Below are 23,978 nucleotides of genomic sequence, written 5' to 3'. Positions count from 1 at the left end.
GCCCAACGCGGGGCAAGCCCGCTCGCCACGGGGTAGTGGGATTTTCCACATTTGGGTCTGCCTGGCGGTGCAAATCGGAGTTTTTTCAGGCACCGATCTTGATCGACGCCAGCACCTGCTTCTGTCCCATGGAGCACGGCACGCCTTCCGGCTGCGCCCGTACCGCCTCGATCACGCCCAGCAACTGCGCCTTGCTATGAGCCAACTGCGCCTGCATCACCTCGATCTGCGCCACCTTGCGCTCCAGCGCCTCTATTAACTCCTCACGCTTGTGCTCCCCCGGCGCAGGCATCAATGCCTTGAGTTCCTGCAGGGTAAACCCGGCCTGTTGTGCACTCTGGATCAGTTGCAGCGTTTGCAAGGCATCGGGCGCATAGCGTCGATAACCATTGGCCTGGCGCCCCACTTGGCTGATCAGACCTTCGGACTCGTAAAAGCGGATACGCGACGCCGCCAACCCACTCCGCTTTGCCAGCTCACCAATATTCATCAAAACACCCGCTTGACATTAAAGTTAACTTTAAGCTTAGCCTGAGGCCTCCCCCACTCCGGAGTCAACTCATGTCACCCTTTGAGCCCTTGCAACTGCCCAATGGCCAGGTCCTCGCCAACCGCATCGCCAAGGCGGCGATGGAAGAGAATATGGCGGACGCCGATCAAGCACCTTCCCGTGAACTCAAGCAGCTTTACACAACCTGGGCGGACGGTGAGCCCGGCCTGCTGCTGACCGGCAATGTGATGATCGACCGCCGCGCCATGACCGGCCCCGGCGGCGTTGCCCTCGAAGACGAACAACACCTGGACAGCTTTCGTGAATGGGCCGACGTGGCCCGCGACAAGGGCGTGCACTTTTGGGTACAGCTCAGTCATCCGGGTCGCCAGACCATGGCCAACCTCGGTCAGCAAGCCCTGGCGCCCTCCGCGATTGCACTGGACCTGGGCAGCTTTTCGAAGATGTTTGCCAAGCCCAAGGCGATGACCGAGGACGACATTCAGGACGTGATCAAACGCTTCGCCACCAGCGCACGCCTGGCCGAGAAAGCCGGGTTCACCGGGGTGCAGATCCACGGCGCGCACGGCTACCTGCTCAGTCAGTTTCTCTCGCCGTTGAGCAACCAGCGCACTGACCGCTGGGGTGGCTCGCTGGAGAACCGCGCGCGCCTGCTGCTGGAGGTGATCCACGCGGTTCGTGCCAGCGTCAGCCCGTCCTTTTGCGTCGGGCTAAAGCTCAACTCGGCGGATTTCCAGCGCGGCGGATTCGCAGAGGCCGATGCTCGCGCAGTGGTGGAAATGCTCAACCCCCTGCCCATCGACCTGCTGGAATTGTCCGGAGGCAGCTACGAAGCGCCGGCCATGCAAGGCGAAGCGCGGGACGGTCGCACCCTGGCCCGTGAAGCGTACTTCCTGGAGTTTGCCAAGGAGCTGGCGACCATCGCCAAGATGCCGCTGATGGTCACCGGCGGCATTCGCCGCCTGCCCATCGTGCAACAGGTGCTGGACAGCGGTATCGCCATGGCCGGCATTGCTACCGCCCTGACCCTGGAACCGCAACTGATCAAACACTGGCACGAGGGGCGCGACCTCAACCCGCAACTCAAACCCGTCAGTTGGCAGCGCAAACCCTTGGCCGCCCTCGCCACCCTGGCCGTGGTGCGTGACCAGATGCGCCGCCTGAGCCGTGGCCGCCTGCCCGATGCCAAGGTCGCCCCCTGGCTGGCGCTGCTGCGCGACCAGTGGTTTATCGCGCGGCGCACCCGGCAATACCGCGCAGCCATGACGCAATCTTCACATTAAAGACGGAGCATTCGCCGTGATCGAACTGTCCTCTACTGATCAGCAGCTTTTACCCTCACTGACGATTGGAGTTCTTCATGGCGAAAATCAACCTGGCCCAGCAACTGGCGACCACCCTTGAGCAGGCGGGCATCAAGCGCATCTGGGGCCTGACCGGCGACAGCCTCAACGGCCTCACCGATGCGTTGCGCACCATGGACAGCATCGAGTGGATGCACGTTCGCCACGAGGAAGTCGCCGCATTCGCCGCCGGTGCCGAAGCGGCGGCCACCGGTGAATTGACGGTGTGCGCTGGCAGTTGCGGGCCGGGCAACCTGCATTTGATCAATGGCCTGTTCGACTGTCATCGCAACCATGTACCGGTGCTGGCGATCGCGGCCCAGATCCCGTCTTCCGAGATTGGCCTGAACTACTTCCAGGAAACCCACCCCCAGGAGCTGTTCAAGGAATGCAGCCACTTTATCGAGCTGGTGACCAACCCTGAGCAAATGCCGCACGTGCTGCACCGTGCCATGCGCTCGGCGATCCTCAATCGCGGCGTGGCCGTGGTGGTGATTCCGGGGGATGTGTCATTGCTGGAAGTCGAGAACACGCTCAAGCCCTGGCCGGCCCTGCATGCACCCCGCACCTTGCCAGCGGAACAAGACCTGCAGCGCCTCGGCGAAATCCTCGCCAGCAGCCAGAAAGTCACCCTGCTGTGCGGCAGCGGTTGTGCCGGCGCCCATGCCCAAGTGGTGGCGCTCGCCGACGCCCTGGGCGCACCGGTCGTACACGCCCTGCGCGGCAAGGAACATGTGGAATGGGACAACCCATTCGACGTGGGCATGACCGGCCTGATCGGTTTCAGCTCCGGCTACCACGCCATGCTCGACTGCGACACGCTGATCATGCTCGGCACTGACTTTCCGTACCGCCAGTTCTACCCCACTGACGCGAAAATCATCCAGATCGACCGCAACCCGCAGGCGCTGGGGCGTCGCGCCACCCTGGACCTGGGCATCGCGGCGGATGTGAGCGAGACCATCGGCGCACTCCTGCCGCGCCTGACCCGCAAGACCGATCGCAGCTTCCTTGAGACCTCCTTGAAGCACTACGAGAAAGCTCGCCAGGGCCTGGATGACCTGGCGCAACCGTCCAAGGCCGGCCGGCCGATTCACCCGCAATACGTCGCGCGCTTGCTCAGCGAGCTGGCCGACGACAATGCGATCTTCACCGCCGATGTCGGTTCTCCGACCGTGTGGGCGGCGCGCTACCTGAAAATGAACGGCAAGCGCCGCCTGATCGGCTCGTTCAACCACGGCTCGATGGCCAACGCCATGCCCCAGGCCATCGGCGCCCAGGCCGCTTTCCCCGGCCGGCAAGTGATCTCGATGTCGGGCGACGGGGGTTTTGCCATGCTGATGGGCGATTTCATTTCATTGGCGCAACTGAAGTTGCCAGTGAAAGTCATCGTGTTCGATAACTCGTCGCTGGGTTTTGTCGCCATGGAAATGAAAGCGGCCGGCTATCTGGATGCCGGTACCGAGCTGAAAAACCCGGACTTCGCGGCCATGTCCAATGCCATGGGCATCCTGGGGATTCGCGTGGAGCAATCCGAAGACCTGGAACCGGCCCTGCGCCGCGCCCTGGCCCATGATGGCCCGGTGCTGGTGGACGTGGTCACCGCCACGCAAGAGCTGGTGATGCCACCGAGCATCAAGCTGGAACAGGCCAAGGGCTTCAGCCTGTACATGCTCAAGGCGGTCATGAGTGGACGGGGGGATGAGGTGATCGAGTTGGCGCGGACCAACTGGTTGCGCTGATCCAGTACTGTGAGAGGGGGCAAGCCCCCTCCCACATTGGATAATCAGTGCCGATTCAAGCGCTCTGTTTTTCTACCCATTTGCCGTAGGCATCGATAAACGCCTGCAGGAACGGCTTGGTCTTTTCCGATACCGCGCCAGCGTCATCGAACACATTGCCAGCCCCACCCAGATAGGCTTCCGGCTGCTGCATGCACGGCACATCGAGAAACACCAGGGACTGGCGCAGATGGTGGTTGGCGCCAAACCCGCCAATTGCCCCTGGCGAGACGCTGATGATCGCCCCCGGCTTGCCGCTCCAGGCACTTTGCCCGTAAGGGCGCGAACCCACGTCAATCGCATTCTTCAACGGGGCGGGCACGGAACGGTTGTATTCCGGGGTTACGAACAGCACCGCGTCGGATGAACGTACCTGTTGACGGAAAGTACTGTAGGCTGCGGGCGGTGATGCCCCGTCGATGTCCTCGTTGTAGAGCGGCAAATCGCCAATTTCGACAATTTTCAATGTGAGGTTGGCTGGGGCCAGTTCGGCCAAGGCCAAGGCGACCTTGCGGTTGATCGACTCTTTTCTCAAGCTGCCAACCAGGACGGCAATCGTGTAGACCTTGCTCATTGAGGTTTTCCCGACGTCTGACTAAAGGAGCTTGTAGTTATAGAGTCTTCGCGGCGGGTTCACCAGAGGGTTTTGATAATCCCCAGGCGTTTGCCTCGTAGCTGCTTACGTAGGACGCATCTGAAAACATCAGCGAATAGTATTTTTTTTCAATAGGTAAACTACCCCGCTCTACGACGGTCTACAGAACCGAAAATCGAGTGTTTATCTCCAGAGGTTCTAAACAGATGGCAGCAGTATTAGTCGGACAGTTTCATGCCAGAGACGCAGAAGGACGTGTGTATTCGGTGCATGAGTTCCAGGAATCCAACCCGGCGCAAGGCGACCTGGCTGGCTCGGCACCCACCACCACCTACAAGCTGGCCATTGGCGACCGTGTAGAGAAACTGGAAGGCGATGAATTCAAACTGATCCAGTCGGGGACCATTATCGTCCGCGAATCGCAAACCACCCTCGCCTCATAAGATTGATCACCCGAGCGTACCTGCTCAGTCCTGGCCATTGACGGCATTGACTGGGCCGGGCGATCACGGACGGCGAATCTCCGTCACTTCAATCCCCTGATCCCCCTCGATCTGCTTGAGCGTCACCATCAGTTGCCCTTTCTCGCCCTCAACGGCATACATCAAGCGCTGGTAGCCCGGCGAGCCGTACGCGGGATACGCCACCACCTGCCGCACCAGCGTGACGCCCAATATCGCCCCGACTTGTTCGCTCACCTGTTCCTGGGAACGGATAAAGGCAACCCGTGCAAGGCTTTCGGGCGTGGCGTCATCGTGATTACTGAAAAGATAAGCGGCCACGCACCCCACGGTCACCAGGACCAGCAGTTGCCTGGCCGTTACCCCGAGGAATTTCGTGGGCATCGGCATTTGAGACCAGACCTGTTTTTGTTGTAAGTACCGGGTAACCGGCATTGGTCGTTAGTGATCAGACGAGCCATTCTAATCAGGTCGATGGGTAATGCCAGATGAATCAGTTGTCTCCGTAGGTAATATCCTTGTTATCCCCGACACCGCCCAATGTCCGGTCCTTGCCGAATGAGAACAGATCGAACGAGACCTGGGGCTGGCTCGGCGGAAAGTGGTACTGATAGGCAACCCCCCAGGGATCGTTCAGCAGATCCTCGTCGATGTAAGGGCCCTTCCACTTCACCTCGCCTGCAGGCTGCTGGACAAGCACCTCCAGGCCTTCCTTATCCGTCGGGTAGCGCCCCGTGTCGTTATGAAACTGTTCGACAGCCTTGCCCAACTCGGCGACCTGGGCCTTGGCCGTGGCAATTTCCATCAGGGTCACCTCCCCAAACAGCCGCGGCCCCAACGCCAGGGCCAGCAAGCCGATGATGACCAGTACTACCAGCACCGCCCACCGCGTAAAGCCGCGATGGGTGCGCAAATTGCCGACTGCGATTGCTACAGGCATCGTGAGCCCCCCTTGTCTCTCGGTTGATACGCTCGTTATATGACCTGCTTGTTGCAGTTGCGCAAGGCCAACGTTAGTCGACGCGAATCAACGTTCACGCTGTTTTTTGACAGGCCATTGAATCCCTGCACGGCTGACCCTAGACTCCGGCCATGCGTTTACGTCATATCGAAGTGATTCAGGCTATCTTGCAGACCGGACACCTCGGCACGGCCGCCGAATGGTTGCAACTCCCCGTGGGCGATGTGGACGCCACGCTCAAGGATGCCGAGCAGCAAATGGGTTTCATGCTGTTTGCCAGTGTACGCGGGCGCCTGCAGGCAACCCGGGAAACCCTGGAACTGCAGGCCGAAATCGCCCACCTCTATGAAGCGCTGGAGCCCATACAACGCCTGGCCAGCCGCCTGAAGCACCATCGCGCCCCCACACTGCGCGCCCTGTGCACTCCGCCGCTGGCCAATCAACTGTTGCCGCAAAGTATCGCGGTGCTGCGCCGCCGCTTCCAGGACACGCCGTGCAACCTGTCGAGCCAGCCGACCCGGGAAATCGTCAGGAGCCTGTTGCTGCACGAAGCCGATGTGGGCCTGAGCCTGCATGACCCGGAACACCCACAAATCCAAAGCACCGTATTGGCCCAGGGCAAGCTGCAACTGCTCGCACCCCATGGCTGGCTGAAACCCAAGCAGAAGTACATTGCGCTACAGGACCTGGCCGGGCAGTCGATGATCGGGCTGGAAGGCCAGGACCCGCTGAGCCGCCTGCTGGACGCCAAGCTGCAAGCCTTGCGCCCGCTGCCGGTGGTGCAGACGCGGGTACAGACCTACCAGATGATGCGCAGCATGGTGGAGGCCGGTGAAGGTCTGGCGATTGTCGATCCGTTCACCGCATTCGGTGCGCGGGAGGCCGGGCTCGATACCTGCCCGGTGTCGCCGCCGATCCTGGTCAACCTGTACGCACTGACACTCAGGGATGGCGCAACCTCACCGGCGTTGAATGCATTGCTGGAGATTGTCACGCAGAAAGCCGAAGGCCTTCTCTCTGGCGAGGCAAAACCCCTGTAGGCGCGAGCTTGCGCGCGAAGACCTGCAACGCTGGCGCAGGCAGTCAGGCTTAACGCGACGCCGGTGTGTTTTTCGCGAGCACGTTCGCGCCTACTGCTTGAACAACCGGTACCAGAAAATCGCCACCTCCCGGGTTTGTGGGTCGATGCCGCGATAACGCAGGTGGTCGATTCCGCCCATCACGTACCCACAGCGCTCGTACAGCCGGCAGGCACCGAGGTTGTTGTTCTGGGTTTCGAGCATCATGCCCGGCAGGTTTTTCTTGCGGCTCCAGAACTGCGCCACGTCCAGCAGGGCCTTGGCCACCCCATGACGGCGGGCGGGCAAGGCCACCGCCAACTCGTCGACATGGGCAAAGCCATTCCAATTGGTACTGACCACGATATGCCCCACCGCACGGTCATCCAGGAAGGCCATGAAGATCGCGCTGTCCGGCGCATCGCGAAAGCTGGCGAACTCTTCCGGGTCGATGCCATAGCACTTGCGGTACGGCAAGATACGCTCCACGGCCCATTGATCGACCCGCTTGCCCATCTCGGGCACACCATAGGCGCTGACCTCAAAACTGAAATCATTGCCCCATACGTAGGCATCGAAGCCTTCGTCGGCGACCCGCACACTGAGCCCTGGATACTTCGGGTTCATTACAGCTTGCATAAACATCCTTAACCCTTGATGCAATCGACGGTGTAACAACGGCCGTTGCCGTCATCTTCGTGTTGCAATCCATGAACATCCGCGACAAACCCAGGGAAACTGCTATCAAATGTCCGGGCAAACGCCAGGTAGTCGATGATCGATCGCGTCGATTCGGTAAAACGCTCGCCCGGCATAATCAATGGAATACCCGGCGGATAAGGCACCAGCATCACGGCTGCGATGCGCCCTGGCAAGGCATCAATGGAAACCGCCTCCACTTCCCCCTTCACCAATTGGTCGTAGGCGTCGGCCGGTTTCATCGCGATTTCCGGCAACACCGTGTACATCCTCTTGAGGTGCCTGGCAGTGGCATTGCTACGGTAACAGGCGTGCAATTGATCGCACAGGTCGCGCAAACCCAGGCCTTGATAACGGGCGGGGCCTTGGGCAAACACCGAGGGCAGGCAACTGGCCAGGCTGATGTTGGCGTCGTAGCTGCGCTTGAACTCCAACAATTCGGTGAGCAAGGTACTCCATTTGCCTTTGGTGATGCCCATGGAAAACAGGACCAGGAACGAATACAAACCGGTCTTCTCCACCACCAGCCCACGCTCCCAGAGAAACTTGCTGACCACGGCTGCCGGGATCCCGCAGTCGCTCAACGCGCCACCGGCGTTGAGGCCGGGCATGACCAACGTCACTTTGATCGGGTCCAGCAATACGTAATCTTCAGCCACGTCACCAAAGCCGTGCCAATCATCCTCAGGCTGCAACAGCCAATCCGCCGTGGCGACGCGATCGATACCCGCTACCGAGGGCGGCTGCCAGATGGAAAACCACCAGTCCTCGGCAGCAATATGCTGGCGCAGGTTGGCCAGGGCACGGCGAAAGCTCAGGGCCTCGTCAAACATTTCCTGCAACAGCGAGCGCCCTGCGGGCCCCTCCATCATCGCCGACGCCACGTCCAGCGAGGCGATGATGCTGTACTGCGGCGAAGTGGAGATATGCATCATGAACGCTTCATTGAAACGGTCGCGGTCCAACTGCCGGGCGCCGCCGTCCTGCACATGAATCATCGAGGCCTGGCTGAACGCCGCCAGCAATTTGTGCGTGGAGTGAGTGGTAAACACCAGCGGGCTGTCGGGGGTTCGCGAAGTGCCCATGCCGTAGCGCCCGGCGAAAAACTCGTGAAACGCCGCGTAGGCGTACCAGGCTTCGTCAAAGTGCAGCACCTCGACACTCCCGCCCAATTGCTGCTTGATCAGCTCGGCGTTGTAGCACAGGCCGTCGTAGGTGGAGTTGGTGACCACAGCCAGCTTCACTTTCGCTGGGCGGCCACGGGTCAGCGGGCTGGCGTCGATCTTGGCGCGGATCGACGCGGGGCTGAATTCGCTGAGGGGGATCGGGCCGATGATGCCCAGTTCGTTGCGCTCCGGGCACAGGTATAGGGGGATGGCACCGGTCATGATGATCGAATGCAACACCGACTTGTGGCAGTTGCGATCCACCAGCACCAGGTCATCGCGACCGACCATCGAATGCCAGACGATCTTGTTGGCGGTCGACGTGCCGTTAATCACGAAGAACGTGTGATCGGCGCCAAAGTTGCGCGCGGCGCGGGCTTCGGCTTCGGCCAAGGGCCCGGTGTGATCCAGCAGCGAACCCAGCTCCGGCACCGAGACAGAAAGGTCCGAACGCAGGGTGTTTTCCCCAAAGAACTGATGGAACGCCTGCCCTACCGGGCTCTTGCGATAGGCCACGCCGCCGCCATGGCCTGGCGTGTGCCAGGAGTAATTGGAGTCGGCGGTGTGCTGCACCAGGGCTTTGAAGAACGGCGGCAACAGGCCATCAAGGTAAGTACGCGCCGCGCGCGCGACCTGACGGGCGAGAAACGGCACGGTGTCTTCAAACAGGTAAAGGATGCCGCGCAGTTGATTGAGCTCACTCATCGCATCGGCCGGTGCATTTTCCAGGGTGACTTGCTCGCCCAGGGCAAAGATCGGCAGGTTGGGCGCCCTCACCCGCGCCAGGCGGATCAGCTCGACCATGTTTTGCAGCAAGTGGGTATTTTCCCCAGCGCCTTCGGCAGCAATCAGCATGCATGCCAGGCCGTGATGGGTAGACGCCACCAGCCGGCCTTCGGCGTAGTCCACCGCGGAAAAGATACTGAACCCCTCTTGTTCCAACTCTCTGGCGATGCCTCGAACCCGGTCACCGGCAACGGTGTCGGCCTTGATGTCGCGGTGCACGATAAGGACGGGAAACTTCAGGTCTTTATACATGAGGGCTTGTAGTCCTGAGGGCTATGCACTCAAGGGTAGAAGCTCGGGGACGATCTTGCGAACGTCCTGTGCGGGAGCGAGCAAGCCCGCGCCTACATCAGCTGGGTCCACAACGCCGGCGCACCCGCCGACTTTGCAATCGCTTCCAGCCGCGCCGCGTGCTCGGCCAGGTCCTGCTCGCTGGCGCGGATGATTGGGGTTGGCTTGCGATCGGCCGGCAGACGGCGGATTTCCGAAGGGCGGTTGCCCGAGCCTTCCGCCGAACCGGCACCATCGGAGGCGTTGCCGGCCAGGGACAGGCTGGTCTGCCCGCCGGTCATGGTCAGGTAAACGTCGGCGAGAATCTCGGAGTCGAGCAAGGCGCCGTGCAGTTCACGGCCGGAGTTGTCGACGCCATAGCGTTTGCACAAGGCATCGAGGCTGTTGCGCTGCCCAGGATGACGCTCACGGGCCATCATCAAGGTGTCGAGGATCGTGCAATGCCGGGAAATATCCGCACGGTCCGTCTGCCCCATCAGGGCAAATTCGTTATTGATGAAGCCGATGTCGAACGCCGCGTTATGGATGATCAGCTGTGCGCCGTTGATGAACTCGAAGAATTCATCGGCCACTTCGGCGAAACGCGGCTTGCCCTTGAGGAATTCATCGGTGATGCCGTGGACGCCAATCGCGCCTTCGTCACTTTCCCGGTCCGGTTGCAGGTACACATGGAAGTGGCGACCGGTGAGGCGACGACCCATGAGTTCGACACAGCCGATTTCAATGATCCGGTGGCCGTCGGTCACCGGCATGCCGGTGGTTTCGGTATCGAGTACAACAGATCGGATGGCCATCAGGGTTCAGCTCTCAACGGTGTGGTATGCAGTGTGGTGTGAGTCAACGTGGGCGATGTTAACACGTCAGCCAGCCTCAGCTCTGCTTGTAGCCGCGCACTTCATCGACACCACGGTTGGCCAGTTGGTCGGCGCGTTCGTTGCCATGATGGCCGACGTGCCCACGCACCCATTTCCAGGTAATGTTATGGCGATTGCATTGCTCATCCAGCAATTGCCAGAGGTCGGCATTTTTCACCGGCTCCTTGGCGGCGGTCTTCCAGCCACGCTTCTTCCAGTTGACCATCCATTCGTTGATGCCCTTCATCACGTATTGCGAGTCGGTCACCAGCAGCACGTCGCAACGACGCTTGAGTTCTTCCAGCCCACGGATGGCGCCCATCAGCTCCATGCGGTTATTGGTGGTGTTGGCTTCGCCGCCCCACAGTTCCTTCTCCACGCCCTTGCACACCAGCAAGGCGCCCCAGCCACCGGGACCGGGGTTGCCCTTGCAGGCGCCATCGGTGAAGAGTTCTACGCTATCGGTCATCGGTTGCATCCATCAAGACGGGCTGCCGGCCATCGGCCGACAGTATCCCGAGGCCGAGTGACCCGGCCTGAAATCAAAAAAGAGTTTTACGGTTCGCTTTGCTTGCGATTGACCTTGGCCATCGGCATCGGCACCAGCTTGCCCATGGGCTGGCGTAGCACCTGGCGTACCGGGCGCAGCCCCACCACGATCTTGCGCGCCACCAATAAATAGAAGCCGCCACCCGACAATTGCCAGGCACCCGCCCGACGTTCCCAGCCGGCCAGGCGGCCCTGCCACTTGGTCGACGCCAGCGGCGGACGATAGCACCCGAAGCGGCGTTTCTCCAGCGCAAAGCCCAGCAGGTTCAGCCAGTCACCCACCCGTGACGGCGAGATACAGCGTGCCTGCCGCAGCCCGTCATGGGCGAATACATGCCGCAGGCCCCAGCTGCTCCAGGGGTTGATCCCGATAATCAGCAAATGGCCGCCTGGACGCACGGCGCTGGCGGCTTCACGCAGCAGGCCGTGGGGCGACAGGCAGAAATCCAGGCCATGCTGCAACACCACCACATCGGCGGCGTGTTCGCTCAACGGCCAGGCCTGTTCCTCGCAGACAATCTCCACCCCCGGCAACGGCGCCCCCAGGCGTACATTGCGTTGCACCTGCGGCGCCGCAGGCGGCGTCTGGGCCGAAGGACCGTAATGCACCAGGTAACCACCAAAGAACCGACCCAGCTCGTCTTCGAGCATGCGCCGTTCCTCGTCCAGCAAAAATTGCCCGATCGGACCCGACAGCCACTCCCGGGCTGCGCTGATCAGGGCCAGCCATTCAGGATCGGCCTGGGCGAACGCTTTATCAGTCATTGCATTCTCCAACTCGCCTAGACGTTCTAAGATGCACCAATGTGTTCAGCTTGGCGAATCAAAGAATGATACAGATCAGTGCCCTACCCGCCTTCACCGACAACTACATCTGGCTGTTGCAGGACCCCCATACCCACCGTTGCGCCGTGGTCGACCCCGGCGATGCCGCTCCCGTACTGGCCTGGCTCAAGCAGAACCCCGAGTGGCACCTCAGCGATATCCTGGTCACCCACCATCACCATGATCATGTCGGCGGCGTGGAGCAGATCAAACGTGTGACCGGCGCCAAGGTCTATGGCCCGGCCAACGAGCAGATCCCGGCGCGGGACGTCGACCTGCACGATAACGACCGCATCAGCGTACTGGGCTGGGATTTCGACGTGTATGCCGTGCCTGGCCATACCCTGGGGCACATCGCGTTTTATCACCCGGGCGTGCTGCTGTGTGGCGATACCCTGTTCGCCGCCGGCTGCGGCCGCCTGTTCGAAGGCACACCCGAGCAGATGCATGCCTCGCTTGAACGCCTGGCGGCCCTGCCCGCCGACACGTTGGTGTACTGCACCCACGAATACACACAAAGCAACCTTAAGTTTGCCCAGGCCGTGGAACCGCACAACCGCGATATCGCCGAACGGGTGGAAAGCGTCAACCAACTGCGCGCCCGTGGCGAGATCACACTGCCTTCCAACCTGGCCCTGGAAAAGCGTACCAACCCCTTCCTGCGCACCTCTGAAACATCCGTTAAACAAAAAGCGGACGAACGGAATGGCCGCGACAACCGCTCTGGGGCCGAGGTATTTGCTAGCTTGAGGGCATGGAAAGATAAGTTCTAAGCCAACGCAATCTGATACGTAATTTCTGAATGGTTGACCGGAACCAAAGCGCTTTCTAGAATCGCCCGACATTTTTGCCCGGAACTTACTTCCAGCCAATGTCGTCATCTACTCGTAAATCCAACCATTCAGACGCATTGACCCGCCTGGCTCAAGCCGTGGCGGTGGCTGTCTCCGCAACTCTGGCGGGCTGCCAATCGACAAATTTCGCTGCACAATCCACCGTGCAACCCAAACCGAATCTTGCTGCCAAGATCAAGCAAAAACCTATCTGGCTTTCAGAGAAGCCCAGCCCCGAAGCCCCCCAGGATGTCTGGGAGCGCATGCGCCGGGGCTTTCAATTGCAGGAAGGCCTGGGCGTCAACCCGCGCATCGAACAGCAACGCCTGTGGTTCGCGAGCAACCCTTCCTTCCTGGAGAACGCCGGCGAACGCGGCAGTCTCTACATTCACTACATCGTCGAACGCCTTGAAGAACGCAACATGCCCCTGGAACTGGCGTTGCTGCCAGTGATTGAAAGTGCCTACAACCCAATGGCCTATTCGCGCAGCGATGCGGTTGGCTTGTGGCAGTTCATTCCCTCCACCGGGCGCTACTTCAACCTGCGCCAGACCCGCGCCTACGACGGCCGCCGCGACATCACCGCCTCCACCACCGCCGCCCTGGACTACCTGACGCGCCTGCATGACATGTTCAACGGCGACTGGCTGCTGGCCCTGGCGGCGTATAACGCCGGCGAAGGCACGGTAAGCCGGGCCATCGAGCGCAACGAAAAGCTCGGTTTGCCGACGGACTACTGGAACCTGCCCCTGCCCCAGGAAACCAAGGACTACGTGCCCAAGTTCCTGGCGCTGTCCCAGGTGGTGCTGGCCCCGGAGGCCTACGGCGTCAACCTGAACCCGATCGCCAACACGCCGTATTTCGAAGTGGTTGAGGTCAAGCAAAGCATGGACCTGTCCCGGGTCGCGGCACTGGCCGAGATCGACGAAGACGAACTGTTCCAGCTCAACCCGGCGCTCAAGCAACGCACCACCCTGGATGGCCCGCAGCATCTGCTGGTACCCAGTTCGAAGGCACAATTGCTCACCAGCACGCTTTCGACGATGAAGCCGGAAGAATTGCTGGCGATGCGTCCTAAGAAGCAGGTGTTCGACGAAGTCGAGAGCACACGGGTGGCCGGCCGTACCCGCACCTACAAGGTACGCACGGGTGACAACCTGACGCTGATCGCCAAGGCCAACAAGGTCGACGTGCACGACCTGCAACGCTGGAACAAGCTCAATGGCCAGCAGCTCAAGGTCGGCCAGACCCTGGTGATGCAGGACACCCGCAAGCTGGTGGCCAAGGCCGACAGCAAGAAGCCCGTGCAATACAAGGTCAAGAAAGGCGACTCGCTGTACATCGTCGCCAAGCGCTTCAACGTCGAGATGCAACATCTCAAGCGCTGGAACCCACGCACTGGCCAGGCGCTGAAGCCGGGGCAGATGCTGGTGGTTTCCGGGCCGCGCTGATACCTCAAGAACACTGTAGAACCAATGTGGGAGGGGGCTTGCCCCCGATAGCAGTGTGTCAGCCACCAGATTCATTGGCTGATCCACCGATATCGGAGGCAAGCCCCCTCCCACATTGGTTCTCCAGTGTTTCCAACCGGCTTTTTCCAACCGGAACAAGCTGTTACTGTACCGAGCTTAAAGCCCAAGCCGCCTGGATCGGATCTCTGACTTGAAGCGACCCCTCCTTCTACTAATAAGTCTGGCCTTGAGCTTTGCTGCGAATGCGACGATTACCGAGAGTCACGGTTACACGCAGTTCGGCACGCTCAAGTACCCAGCCAAATTCACCCACTTCGATTGGGTAAACCCCGCAGCGCCGAAAGGCGGGACGTTGCGGGTCATGGCTTTTGGTACGTTCGATACCCTCAACCCCTACACCTTCAAGGGCTCAAGCCCGGTCTCCACGCCCAACTTCCTGCAATACGGCGTCAATGAGCTGAACGAGCCATTGATGGTCGGCACTGGCCAATACGCGCCCTCCGGCGATGAGCCCACCTCCAGCTACGGCCTGATTGCCCAATCGGTGGAGTACAGCGAGGACCGCAGTTGGGTGGTGTTCAACCTGCGCCCCCAGGCACGCTTCCACGATGGCAAGCCAATCACTGCCTATGACGTGGCGTTTTCCTATCGCACCCTGCTGACCGAAGGCCACCCGCAGTACCGCACCAACCTGCAGGAAGTGGCGCGGGTCGACATCCTCAATCGTCACCGCATCCGCTTCGTGTTCAAGCGCGCCGGCAACCCATTGCTGATCCTGCGCCTGGGCGAGTTACCGGTGCTGCCCCAGCACTACTGGAAAAATCGGGATTTCAAGGCCACCACTTTCGAGCCACCGCTGGGCAGCGGGCCGTACCGCATCAGCAAGGTCACCCCCGGGCGGCAACTGGTGTTCGAGCGGGTCAAGGACTACTGGGGCAAGGACCTGCCGGTCAACCAGGGCTTCTATAACTTCGACAAGGTCGAAGTCGAGTTCTACCGCGACAGTGACGTGGCCTTCGAAGCGTTCAAGGCCGGCGAGTTCGATATCTATATCGAACACCAGGCCAAGAACTGGGCGAATGGCTACAACTTCCCGGCTGTCAACCGCGGCGACGTGATCAAGGCGCAGATCGCCCACCAGATCCCGACCCAAAGCCAGGGCCTGTTCATGAACACCCGGCGCCAGACCTTCAGCCAGACCAAGGTGCGCGAAGCCCTGGGGCTGATGTTCGACTTCGAATGGACCAACCGAACGTTGTTCAGCAGTGCCTACAAACGCACCTTGAGTTACTACCCCAACAGCGAATTCTCGGCCACCGGCGTTCCGGTCGGGCATGAATGGCTGATGCTCTCGCCCTACCGCGACCAGTTGCCAGCCAACCTGTTGACCCAACCGTTCAGCCTGCCCCAGACCGATGGTCGCGGGATCCCGCGCGAGACCCTGCGCCGTGCCCTGGCCCTGCTCGGCGAAGCCGGCTGGAAGCTGTCCGGCCAACGGTTGCTCAATAAGGATGGCCAACCGCTGCGCTTTGAAATCCTGCTGGTCAACCCGAACCTGGAGCGCATCCTGCAGCCCTATGTCGAGAACCTGATCAGTGTCGGCATCGATGCACGCCTGCGCACGGTTGACCGAGCGCAATACAAGCAACGCCTCGATCAGTTCGACTTCGACATGATCCTGATCACCCTCAACCAGACCCTCAGCCCCGGCCTCGAACAGTGGCAGTACTTCCACTCCAGCCAGGCGACGATCAAGGGCAGCAAGAACTACGCAGGCATCGCCAACCCGGTGGTCGACCATCTGCTGGAACAACTGCTGGCCGCGCAGACCCGCGAAGAACAACTGGCCGCCGGCCGGGCCCTGGACCGGGTCCTGCTCTGGCAGCACTACAGCATTCCCAACTGGTACCTCAACTATCATCGCTTGGCGTACCGCAACCGGTTCGCCTTTGTCACCACGCCGCCCTATACCCTGGGCCTGAGCGCGTGGTGGCTGAAAGCTTCGGAGAAAGCCCAATGATGTCTTTGCGTACTGCACTGCTCGGCAGCCTGTTGCTGTGCACTGCGGCCAATGCCGCCCCGCAACATGCGCTGACCCTCTACAACGAACCACCCAAATACCCCGCCGACTTCAAGCACTTCGACTACGTCAACCCGGATGCGCCCAAGGGCGGTACTTTCCGTGAGTCCGCGATGGGCGGTTTCGACAGCCTCAACCCCTACATCAGCAAGGGCGTGCCAGCGGACAACCTGCCGCTGATCTACGACACCCTGGCCATGCAAAGCCTGGATGAGCCCATCACCGAATACGGCCTGGTGGCCGGCAAGATCGAGAAGGCCCCGGACAACAGCTGGGTACGTTTCTACCTGCGCCCGGAAGCGCGCTTCCACGATGGCCACCCGATCCGCGCCGAAGACGTGGTGTTCACCTTCCAGGCCCTGATAAAAGACGGCTCGCCGCTCTACCGCACCTACTACGCCGATGTCGACGAAGTGGTCGCCGAAGACCCACTGCGCGTGCTGTTCAAGTTCAAGCGCACCAACAACCGCGAATTGCCGCTGATCCTCGGCCAATTGCCGGTATTGCCCAAACATTGGTGGGCGACCCGCGACTTCACCAAGGGCAACCTGGAAATTCCGCTGGGCAGCGGGCCGTACAAGGTGGCAGAGGTCAAGGCCGGGCGCATGATTCGCTATGAGCGGGTCAAGGACTACTGGGCCAAGGACCTGCCGGTCACCAAAGGCTTCTACAACTTCGATAACCGCATCACCGACTATTACCGCGACAGCACGGTATCCCTGGAAGCGTTGAAGGCCGGGCAGTTCGACTACTGGCTGGAGTTCAGCGCGAAGAACTGGGCCAACGCCTACAACATTCCCGCAGTGGCCGAGGGTCGGTTGATCAAGGAAGAAATCCCCAACGGCAACCCCACCGGCATGCAGGGCTTCGTGTTCAACACGCGCAAGCCCATGTTCCAGGACGTGCGCGTACGCAAGGCCATCAGCCTGTTGCTGGACTTCGAGTGGAGCAACAAACAGCTGTTCAATGGGGCTTACACCCGTACCCGCAGCTACTTCGAAAACTCGGAAATGGCGGCCACCGGCTTGCCCGGCCCGGACGAACTGGCGATCCTCGAACCGCTGCGCGGCAAGATCCCGGCCGAAGTCTTCACCCAGGCGTTCGAACCGCCCAAAACCGACGGCAGCGGCATGATCCGCGCCCAACAGCGCGAGGCTTACCAACTGTTGCAGGAGGCCGGCTGGCGTATCGTCGACGACAAGATGGTCGACACCACGGGCAAACCGGTGACCATCGAGTTCCTGCTGGCCCAGACTGAATTCGAGCGTATCCTGCTGCCGTTCAAGCGCAACCTGGCAGACCTGGGCATCGACCTGGTGATCCGCCGGGTCGACGTCTCCCAGTTCGTCAACCGTATCCGCTCGCGGGATTTCGACATGCTGGTGGGCAGCTTTCCGCAGTCCACTTCACCTGGCAACGAACAGCGCGAATTCTGGAAATCCTCCAGCGCCGACAAGCCCGGCAGCCGCAACTACATGGGGCTCAAGGACCCGGCTGTCGACCAACTGGTGGAAGAGTTGATCGACGCCGACTCGCGCAAAAGCCTGATCGCCCACGCCAAGGCGTTGGATCGCGTGCTCCAGTTCGGCTACTACGTGATCCCCAATTGGCACATCAAGACCTTCCGCGTGGCGTACTGGGACCATCTTGGCCACCCGAAAGTCTCGCCGCGCTATGACGTCGGCACCTCGACCTGGTGGGCCAAACCCGACAAAAAACCTGCGATCCCCCTGAATACGAGCGCCGATCCGGCGAGCGGAGGCGATTAAATGCTGGCCTACATTGTTCGCCGCCTGTTGCTGATTATCCCCACGCTGTTCGGGATCCTGCTGATCAACTTCATCATTATCCAGGCCGCCCCAGGCGGCCCGGTGGAGCAGATGATCGCCAAGCTCGAAGGCTTTGAAGGCGCTACCAGCCGCATTGCCGGCGGTGGTGCGGAGGTGTCGGTTGCCGGCTCCAGCAGCTACCGCGGCGCCCAGGGCCTGGACCCGGCGCTGATCAAGGAAATCGAAAAGATGTACGGCTTCGACAAGTCGGCGCCGGAACGCTTGTGGATCATGGTCAAGAACTACGCCCGGCTGGACTTTGGCGACAGTTTCTTCCGTGACGCCAAGGTCATCGACCTGATCAAGGAAAAAATGCCGGTGTCCATCTCCCTCGGGTTGTGGAGCACGCTGATCATGTACCTGGTGTCGATCCCCCTGGGGATCGCCAAGGCCACGCGCCATGGCAGCCACTTCGACGTGTGGACCAGCTCGGCCATCATCGTCGGCTACGCGATCCCGGCGTTCCTGTTTGCGATCCTGCTGATCGTAGTGTTTGCCGGCGGCAGTTACTTCGACTGGTTCCCCTTGCGCGGGCTGACCTCCAACAACTTTGACGAACTGAGCTGGGGCGGCAAGATCCTCGATTATTTCTGGCACCTGGCATTGCCGATTACCGCCCTGGTGATCGGCAACTTCGCCACCATGACCCTGCTGACCAAGAACAGTTTCCTCGACGAAATCAACAAACAGTACGTGGTCACCGCCAAGGCCAAGGGGCTGACCAACCACCGTGTGCTCTATGGCCACGTGTTCCGTAACGCCATGCTGCTGGTGATCGCCGGCTTCCCGTCGGCGTTTATCGGGATTTTCTTCACCGGCTCCTTGCTGGTGGAAGTGATCTTCTCCCTCGACGGCCTGGGCCTGATGAGTTTTGAAGCGGCGATCAATCGCGATTACCCGGTGGTCTTCGGCACGCTGTTTATCTTCACCCTGCTCGGGCTGGTGGTGAAACTGATCGGCGACCTCACCTACACCCTGGTCGATCCGCGCATCGACTTCGCCAGCCGGGAGCATTGAGATGAACCTATCCCCCCTCAATCGCCGCCGGTTCGAGCGGTTCAAGGCCAATAAACGTGGCTGGTGGTCGCTGTGGCTGTTCCTGATCCTGTTCGTGTTGAGCCTGGGCGCCGAGTTGATCGCCAACGACAAACCGCTGGCGGTCCATTACGACGGCGACTGGTACTTCCCGGCACTCAAGCGCTACCCGGAAACCACCTTCGGCGGTGAATTCCCCCTGGAGGCCAACTACAAGAGCCCCTATATCCAGGAACTGCTCAAGACCAAGGACGCCTGGACACTGTGGGCGCCAATCCCCTTCAGTTACCAGAGCATCAACTACGACCTGAAAGTCCCCGCCCCCGCGCCCCCCTCGTCGATGAACCTGCTGGGCACCGATGACCAGGGCCGCGACGTGCTGGCGCGGGTGATCTACGGCTTCCGCGTGTCGGTGCTGTTCGCCCTGACCCTCACCGTGCTCAGCTCGATCATCGGCGTGATCGCCGGGGCCCTGCAGGGCTTCTATGGCGGCTGGGTCGACCTGGCCGGGCAACGCTTCCTGGAGATCTGGTCCGGCTTGCCGGTGCTGTACCTGCTGATCATCCTCGCCAGCTTCGTGCAGCCGAACTTCTGGTGGCTGTTGGGGATCATGCTGCTGTTCTCCTGGATGAGCCTGGTGGACGTGGTACGCGCCGAGTTCCTGCGTGGGCGCAACCTCGAATACGTACGCGCGGCCCGAGCCCTGGGCATGCAGAATGGCGCGATCATGTTCCGCCATATCCTGCCCAATGCCATGGTCTCGACCATGACCTTCATGCCGTTCATCCTCACCGGCGCCATCGGCACCCTCACCGCCCTGGACTTCCTCGGGTTCGGCCTGCCGGCCGGTTCGCCGTCCCTGGGGGAACTGGTGGCCCAGGGCAAGTCCAACCTGCAGGCACCGTGGCTGGGCATGAGTGCGTTTGCCGTGCTGGCAATCATGCTGAGTTTGCTGGTGTTTATCGGCGAGTCCGCTCGCGATGCCTTCGACCCGAGGAAATGAGATGAATCAGGACAATCTGATCGAAATCCGCGACCTCTCCGTCGAGTTCGTCACGGGCGAGCATCACCACCGCGTGGTCAACAACGTCAGCTTCGATATCAAGCGCGGCGAGACCCTGGCGCTGGTCGGCGAAAGCGGTTCCGGCAAATCGGTGACCGCCCACTCGATCCTGCGCCTGCTGCCCTACCCGCTGGCACGGCATCCGTCCGGCACCATCAAGTATTCCGACCAGGACCTGCTGACCCTCAAGGAAAAAACCATCCGGCACATTCGCGGTAACCGTATCGCGATGATCTTCCAGGAGCCGATGACCTCGCTCAACCCCCTGCATTGCATCGAGAAACAGATCAACGAAGTGCTCGGCCTGCACAAGGGGCTGACCGGCAAGGTCGCCACCCGACGCACCCTGGAACTGCTCGAACTGGTGGGCATCCCCGAGCCGCACAAGCGCCTCAAGGCCCTGCCCCATGAACTCTCCGGCGGCCAGCGCCAACGGGTGATGATCGCCATGGCCCTGGCCAATGAACCGGAGTTGTTGATTGCGGACGAGCCGACCACGGCCCTCGACGTCACGGTGCAGCTGAAGATCCTTGAACTGCTCAAGGAGTTGCAGGCACGGCTGGGCATGGCCTTGCTGCTGATCAGCCACGACTTGAACCTGGTGCGGCGCATCGCCCATCGCGTGTGTGTGATGCAGCAGGGTTGTATTGTCGAGCAGGCCGATTGCGAGACGCTGTTCCAATCGCCCCAGCACCCCTACACCCAGGAACTGCTCGCCGCCGAACCCAGCGGCGGACCGGCCAGCACGGCGATCGGGCCACCCTTGCTGGAGGTCGACGACCTCAAGGTGTGGTTCCCGATCAAGAAAGGCTTTTTGCGCAACACCGTCGATTACGTCAAGGCGGTGGACGGCATCAACTTCAGCCTGCCCCAGGGCCAGACCCTGGGCATCGTCGGCGAAAGCGGCTCGGGCAAATCCACCCTGGGCCTGGCGATTCTGCGCTTGATCGCCAGCAAAGGCGGGATTCGCTTCGAAGGCCAGCAACTGGACAGGCTCAGCCAACAGCAAGTGCGCCCATTGCGCCGGGAAATGCAGGTGGTGTTCCAGGACCCATTCGGCAGCCTGAGCCCGCGCATGTGCGTCAGCGAGATCGTCGGCGAAGGCTTGCGCATCCACAAGATGGGCACGCCTGCGGAGCAGGAGGCGGCGATTATCGCGGCGCTCAAGGAAGTCGGGTTGGACCCGGACTCTCGGCATCGGTATCCCCATGAATTCTCGGGGGGCCAGCGTCAACGCATCGCCATCGCCCGCGCATTGGTGCTCAAGCCACGCCTGATTTTGCTGGATGAGCCGACGTCGGCACTGGACCGAACGGTGCAGCGGCAGGTGGTGGAGTTGTTGCGTAGTTTGCAGGCCAAGTACAACCTCACGTATCTGTTTATCAGCCATGACTTGGCGGTGGTGAAAGCGCTGAGCCATCAGTTGATGGTGGTCAAGCATGGGCAGGTGGTGGAACAGGGGGAGGCGTCGGCGATTTTTGCTGAGCCGCAGCATGCTTATACGCGGCAGCTTTTGGAGGCGGCGTTTTTGGTTTGACCGGGGGGGGATTGCGGTTGCTGTGGTAATGGTTACTGGCGGGTTGGTGTACATATCCGTTGCTGCGGTAACGGCGGCTGGCGGTTCCGCCCTTACGGCGGGTCACTTTTGGAAAGAGCCCCAAAAGTAACCAAAAGGGCTCCTGCCCCACCACTCGGTGCCTCGCCTAGGCTCGGCATGCCCGAACGAAGGCTTGAATCCGTGGGCCGCCGTCATGGGCCATCCCTGGCCCAGGACGGCTAACCCGGCGTCCTGCCGGGTTACCCACGGATTCAAGCCTTCGTTCGGCCAGCGTGGTTTAACGGGCGCCTAAGATCAAGATCAAGATCAAAAGCCAGAGCAAAAGCAGAATGAGGTCTACCTGCCCCATGGAGATCTCTGACCTATGCAGATCCAAATGTGGGAGGGGCTTGCCCCCGATAGCGCCGGGTCAGTCAACAAATAAGTGACTGACACTCCCTCATCGCGGGCAAGCCCCCTCCCACACTTAACCGAGTACACCAGGCACAACTCCGGTCGGCGCCAAGACAGCAAAAGACAGAGCAAAACCAGGCCGAGGTCTACCTGACCTATGGAGATCTCTGACCTGTGGAGATCCAAATGTGGGAGGGGCTTGCCCCCGATAGCGCCGGGTCAGTCAACAAATAAGTGGCTGACACTCTGAAGTGCGCCCCAGAAGTTGGACACCCATCCAATTTCTGGGGCGTTTTCATGAGCAAGTACACCACGCAGTTCAAGCTATCTGCCATCACCGCTTTCCTTGAGCGAGGCCGAGGGTTTCGCCGGGTCGCCGCTCAATTTCAAATGGACCCCACCTTGCTTCGTCGTTGGGTCGAGGCTTATCGATTACACGGTGAGGCCAGCTTGAGCAGTACCGGCCAGCGTTACAGTGCCTTGTTCAAGTTCTCTGTTCTACGGCGCATGTGGGATGACTCCCTTTCTTGCGCCGCGCAGCGGCGCTTTTCAACTTGGGGGATTCCACTCAGGTGGGCAGATGGCAACAGCAGTATTACAGTGGCGGTATTGAAGCCCTGGAGTCAGGGAAAAGAGGACTGAGCACCGCTATGCCTAAACCACCTGCTAAACCACGCAAAACCGCTGCCCCACTCACCAGCCCTGAGCCTGAGCACAAGACGTTACTTGATGAGCTCCAATACCTACGGATGGAGAACGCTTATCTAAAAAAGCTTGGGGAGTTAGGCGAGGCGGTGATGAGGCGGGAGAAAGAACAGAAGAAAAAGCCCGATTAGTCAGTGAGCTTAAGCAACACTTTCCCTTGCGTGACTTGCTCAAGCTAGTGAGCCTTGCGCGAAGTACGTACTACTACCAACTCAAGGCGATGGGCGTTGCGGACCGATTTTCCTCGATCAAAGCTTCTATCCAGACCATCCAAAACGAGCATAAGGGCCGCTTTGGTTACCGTCGGATGACGCTAGAACTACGTAAAGAAAGATCGCTGATCAACGGTAAAACGGTACGACGACTGATGGGGAGCTGGGTCTGAAATGCACGGTGCGGCCTAAGAAATACAGGTCGTATAAAGGGCCGATGGGCGAAGTGTCGCCCAACACCTTGGCTCGTCAGTTCGAGGCTGAGCAACCGAATCAGAAATGGGTGACGGATGTCACCGAGTTCAAAGTGGCCGGCAAAAAGCTGTACTTGTCCCCAGTTTTGGACTTGTACAACGGAGAAATCGTGGCCTATCAGACGGCAATACGTCCCCAATATGCCTTGGTGGGCGAGATGCTGGAAAAAGCTATTGAAGGCTTACCTGAGGCGGCAAGCCAATGCTGCATTCAGATCAAGGCTGGCACTATCGATATCCAAAGTACGGGAGAGGCTAGAAAAAGCAGGGCTGGAGCAAAGCATGTCACGCAAAGGAAACTGCCATGACAACGCCACAATGGAGAGTTTCTTCGGCACGCTGAAGTCAGAGTTCTACTATCGGAAAGCTTTGAAAGCGTGGAGCAGTTGCAAGCGGGGCTGGATGAGTACATCCATTACTACAACCATAAGCGAATCAAAGTGAAGCTTGGCGGACTGAGCCCTGTAGCGTACAGGACCCGGTCCGCTGTAGCCTAACCAACAGCTGTCCAGCTTTGGGGCGCACTTCAGCCGAGTGGTGGGGCACAGACCTTTTGGTTACTTTTGGGGCGTTTGCGTTTGCCAAAAGTGACCCGCTGTAAGAGCGGAACCATAGGTGGCCGTTACCGCAGCAACGGATATGCCCCCAAACCTCCAACCCACCC

At 60.4% G+C, this 23,978-nt stretch carries 20 protein-coding genes and 1 pseudogene; 12 read left to right on the top strand and 9 right to left on the bottom strand.

Annotated features, from left to right (window positions below):
* Positions 1-85: 85 nt before the first annotated feature.
* The gene (locus AB7933_RS15375; RefSeq protein WP_024075117.1) at positions 86-490 is read right to left on the bottom strand and encodes a MerR family transcriptional regulator; all 405 of its coding nucleotides are present in this window, start codon (positions 488-490) and stop codon (positions 86-88) included.
* Between the two features lie 71 nt (positions 491-561).
* On the opposite strand from AB7933_RS15375, the gene AB7933_RS15370 reads away from it, so the two are divergent.
* Complete coding sequence (locus tag AB7933_RS15370) at positions 562-1,794, top strand: NADH:flavin oxidoreductase/NADH oxidase family protein (RefSeq protein WP_024075116.1); 1,233 nt, start codon at positions 562-564, stop codon at positions 1,792-1,794.
* 77 nt (positions 1,795-1,871) lie between these two features.
* Positions 1,872-3,596, top strand: coding sequence for a ubiquinone-dependent pyruvate dehydrogenase (poxB, locus tag AB7933_RS15365; protein WP_024075115.1), 1,725 nt, complete (start codon positions 1,872-1,874; stop codon positions 3,594-3,596).
* Between the two features lie 55 nt (positions 3,597-3,651).
* Here poxB and AB7933_RS15360 read toward each other — a convergent pair whose 3' ends face one another.
* A complete protein-coding gene (locus AB7933_RS15360; RefSeq protein WP_024075114.1) occupies positions 3,652-4,209 on the bottom strand; it encodes an NADPH-dependent FMN reductase in 558 nt (185 codons plus the stop codon).
* A 227-nt stretch (positions 4,210-4,436) separates the two neighbouring features.
* Here AB7933_RS15360 and AB7933_RS15355 point away from each other — a divergent pair, with 227 nt between their 5' ends.
* Positions 4,437-4,673 carry a hypothetical protein gene (locus AB7933_RS15355; protein ID WP_027606489.1) on the top strand — a complete coding sequence of 79 codons (237 nt, stop codon included), beginning with the start codon at positions 4,437-4,439 and terminating at the stop codon, positions 4,671-4,673.
* 63 nt (positions 4,674-4,736) lie between these two features.
* Here the strand turns inward: AB7933_RS15355 and AB7933_RS15350 are convergent, their stop codons facing one another.
* Together AB7933_RS15350 and gspG are read right to left on the bottom strand one after the other, a co-directional pair.
* Positions 4,737-5,081, bottom strand: coding sequence for a hypothetical protein (locus AB7933_RS15350; RefSeq protein WP_041161183.1), 345 nt, complete (start codon positions 5,079-5,081; stop codon positions 4,737-4,739).
* 103 nt (positions 5,082-5,184) lie between these two features.
* Positions 5,185-5,631, bottom strand: coding sequence for a type II secretion system major pseudopilin GspG (gene gspG / locus AB7933_RS15345; RefSeq protein WP_024075111.1), 447 nt, complete (start codon positions 5,629-5,631; stop codon positions 5,185-5,187).
* A 152-nt stretch (positions 5,632-5,783) separates the two neighbouring features.
* Here gspG and AB7933_RS15340 point away from each other — a divergent pair, with 152 nt between their 5' ends.
* A complete protein-coding gene (locus tag AB7933_RS15340; protein ID WP_024075110.1) occupies positions 5,784-6,692 on the top strand; it encodes a LysR substrate-binding domain-containing protein in 909 nt (302 codons plus the stop codon).
* A gap of 90 nt (positions 6,693-6,782) precedes the next feature.
* On the opposite strand, the gene AB7933_RS15335 is transcribed toward AB7933_RS15340, so the two are convergent.
* The 5 genes from AB7933_RS15335 to AB7933_RS15315 form a co-directional block, all read right to left on the bottom strand.
* Complete coding sequence (locus tag AB7933_RS15335) at positions 6,783-7,337, bottom strand: GNAT family N-acetyltransferase (RefSeq protein WP_041160917.1); 555 nt, start codon at positions 7,335-7,337, stop codon at positions 6,783-6,785.
* A 20-nt stretch (positions 7,338-7,357) separates the two neighbouring features.
* A complete protein-coding gene (locus AB7933_RS15330) occupies positions 7,358-9,613 on the bottom strand; it encodes an Orn/Lys/Arg decarboxylase N-terminal domain-containing protein (RefSeq protein WP_024075108.1) in 2,256 nt (751 codons plus the stop codon).
* A gap of 92 nt (positions 9,614-9,705) precedes the next feature.
* Positions 9,706-10,440 carry a DNA polymerase III subunit epsilon gene (gene dnaQ / locus AB7933_RS15325; RefSeq protein WP_168233117.1) on the bottom strand — a complete coding sequence of 245 codons (735 nt, stop codon included), beginning with the start codon at positions 10,438-10,440 and terminating at the stop codon, positions 9,706-9,708.
* A gap of 82 nt (positions 10,441-10,522) precedes the next feature.
* A complete protein-coding gene (rnhA, locus tag AB7933_RS15320; protein WP_024075106.1) occupies positions 10,523-10,975 on the bottom strand; it encodes a ribonuclease HI in 453 nt (150 codons plus the stop codon).
* Between the two features lie 86 nt (positions 10,976-11,061).
* Positions 11,062-11,820: a class I SAM-dependent methyltransferase gene (locus AB7933_RS15315; protein WP_024075105.1), complete on the bottom strand. Its 759-nt coding sequence runs from the start codon at positions 11,818-11,820 to the stop codon at positions 11,062-11,064.
* Between the two features lie 65 nt (positions 11,821-11,885).
* On the opposite strand from AB7933_RS15315, the gene gloB reads away from it, so the two are divergent.
* The 8 genes and pseudogenes from gloB to AB7933_RS15275 all read left to right on the top strand — a co-directional run bounded on the left by gloB (position 11,886) and on the right by AB7933_RS15275 (position 23,811).
* Complete coding sequence (gene gloB / locus AB7933_RS15310; RefSeq protein ID WP_024075104.1) at positions 11,886-12,653, top strand: hydroxyacylglutathione hydrolase; 768 nt, start codon at positions 11,886-11,888, stop codon at positions 12,651-12,653.
* A gap of 98 nt (positions 12,654-12,751) precedes the next feature.
* A complete protein-coding gene (locus tag AB7933_RS15305; RefSeq protein WP_024075103.1) occupies positions 12,752-14,164 on the top strand; it encodes a lytic transglycosylase domain-containing protein in 1,413 nt (470 codons plus the stop codon).
* Between the two features lie 211 nt (positions 14,165-14,375).
* Positions 14,376-16,205: an extracellular solute-binding protein gene (locus tag AB7933_RS15300; RefSeq protein WP_024075102.1), complete on the top strand. Its 1,830-nt coding sequence runs from the start codon at positions 14,376-14,378 to the stop codon at positions 16,203-16,205.
* Positions 16,202-18,034 (top strand): extracellular solute-binding protein, encoded by a 1,833-nt coding sequence (locus AB7933_RS15295; RefSeq protein ID WP_024075101.1) that lies wholly within the window; start codon positions 16,202-16,204, stop codon positions 18,032-18,034. Before AB7933_RS15300 ends, AB7933_RS15295 begins: the two co-directional genes overlap by 4 nt.
* A complete protein-coding gene (locus AB7933_RS15290) occupies positions 18,035-19,111 on the top strand; it encodes a microcin C ABC transporter permease YejB (protein ID WP_024075100.1) in 1,077 nt (358 codons plus the stop codon). It abuts the gene before it with no gap.
* A gap of 1 nt (position 19,112) precedes the next feature.
* Positions 19,113-20,132, top strand: a complete 1,020-nt coding sequence (locus AB7933_RS15285; protein ID WP_024075099.1) for an ABC transporter permease — start codon at positions 19,113-19,115, stop codon at positions 20,130-20,132.
* A gap of 1 nt (position 20,133) precedes the next feature.
* Positions 20,134-21,729, top strand: a complete 1,596-nt coding sequence (locus tag AB7933_RS15280) for an ABC transporter ATP-binding protein (RefSeq protein ID WP_024075098.1) — start codon at positions 20,134-20,136, stop codon at positions 21,727-21,729.
* Between the two features lie 711 nt (positions 21,730-22,440).
* Positions 22,441-23,811: pseudogene (locus AB7933_RS15275) on the top strand (IS3 family transposase).
* The last annotated feature ends 167 nt before the right edge of the window (positions 23,812-23,978 follow it).

Source organism: Pseudomonas gorinensis (genome assembly GCF_042015035.1).
GTDB classification, from domain to species: Bacteria; Pseudomonadota; Gammaproteobacteria; order Pseudomonadales; family Pseudomonadaceae; genus Aquipseudomonas; species Aquipseudomonas gorinensis.
Note: the sequence above shows the minus strand (reverse complement) of the source record. Positions and strands in the feature narration are given on the sequence as shown.

Excerpts from the sequence above, each read along its gene's own strand:
- AB7933_RS15280 (WP_024075098.1), top strand. The coding sequence starts at position 20,134 with ATGAATCAGGACAATCTGATCGAAATCCGCGACCTCTCCGTCGAGTTC.
- AB7933_RS15285 (WP_024075099.1), top strand. The coding sequence starts at position 19,113 with ATGAACCTATCCCCCCTCAATCGCCGCCGGTTCGAGCGGTTCAAGGCC.
- AB7933_RS15290 (WP_024075100.1), top strand. The coding sequence starts at position 18,035 with ATGCTGGCCTACATTGTTCGCCGCCTGTTGCTGATTATCCCCACGCTG.
- gspG (WP_024075111.1), bottom strand. The coding sequence starts at position 5,631 with ATGCCTGTAGCAATCGCAGTCGGCAATTTGCGCACCCATCGCGGCTTT.
- poxB (WP_024075115.1), top strand. The coding sequence starts at position 1,872 with ATGGCGAAAATCAACCTGGCCCAGCAACTGGCGACCACCCTTGAGCAG.
- AB7933_RS15360 (WP_024075114.1), bottom strand. The coding sequence starts at position 4,209 with ATGAGCAAGGTCTACACGATTGCCGTCCTGGTTGGCAGCTTGAGAAAA.
- AB7933_RS15350 (WP_041161183.1), bottom strand. The coding sequence starts at position 5,081 with ATGCCGATGCCCACGAAATTCCTCGGGGTAACGGCCAGGCAACTGCTG.
- AB7933_RS15295 (WP_024075101.1), top strand. The coding sequence starts at position 16,202 with ATGATGTCTTTGCGTACTGCACTGCTCGGCAGCCTGTTGCTGTGCACT.
- AB7933_RS15370 (WP_024075116.1), top strand. The coding sequence starts at position 562 with ATGTCACCCTTTGAGCCCTTGCAACTGCCCAATGGCCAGGTCCTCGCC.
- AB7933_RS15375 (WP_024075117.1), bottom strand. The coding sequence starts at position 490 with ATGAATATTGGTGAGCTGGCAAAGCGGAGTGGGTTGGCGGCGTCGCGT.
- AB7933_RS15355 (WP_027606489.1), top strand. The coding sequence starts at position 4,437 with ATGGCAGCAGTATTAGTCGGACAGTTTCATGCCAGAGACGCAGAAGGA.
- AB7933_RS15315 (WP_024075105.1), bottom strand. The coding sequence starts at position 11,820 with ATGACTGATAAAGCGTTCGCCCAGGCCGATCCTGAATGGCTGGCCCTG.
- AB7933_RS15340 (WP_024075110.1), top strand. The coding sequence starts at position 5,784 with ATGCGTTTACGTCATATCGAAGTGATTCAGGCTATCTTGCAGACCGGA.
- AB7933_RS15305 (WP_024075103.1), top strand. The coding sequence starts at position 12,752 with ATGTCGTCATCTACTCGTAAATCCAACCATTCAGACGCATTGACCCGC.
- AB7933_RS15335 (WP_041160917.1), bottom strand. The coding sequence starts at position 7,337 with ATGAACCCGAAGTATCCAGGGCTCAGTGTGCGGGTCGCCGACGAAGGC.
- AB7933_RS15330 (WP_024075108.1), bottom strand. The coding sequence starts at position 9,613 with ATGTATAAAGACCTGAAGTTTCCCGTCCTTATCGTGCACCGCGACATC.
- gloB (WP_024075104.1), top strand. The coding sequence starts at position 11,886 with ATGATACAGATCAGTGCCCTACCCGCCTTCACCGACAACTACATCTGG.
- rnhA (WP_024075106.1), bottom strand. The coding sequence starts at position 10,975 with ATGACCGATAGCGTAGAACTCTTCACCGATGGCGCCTGCAAGGGCAAC.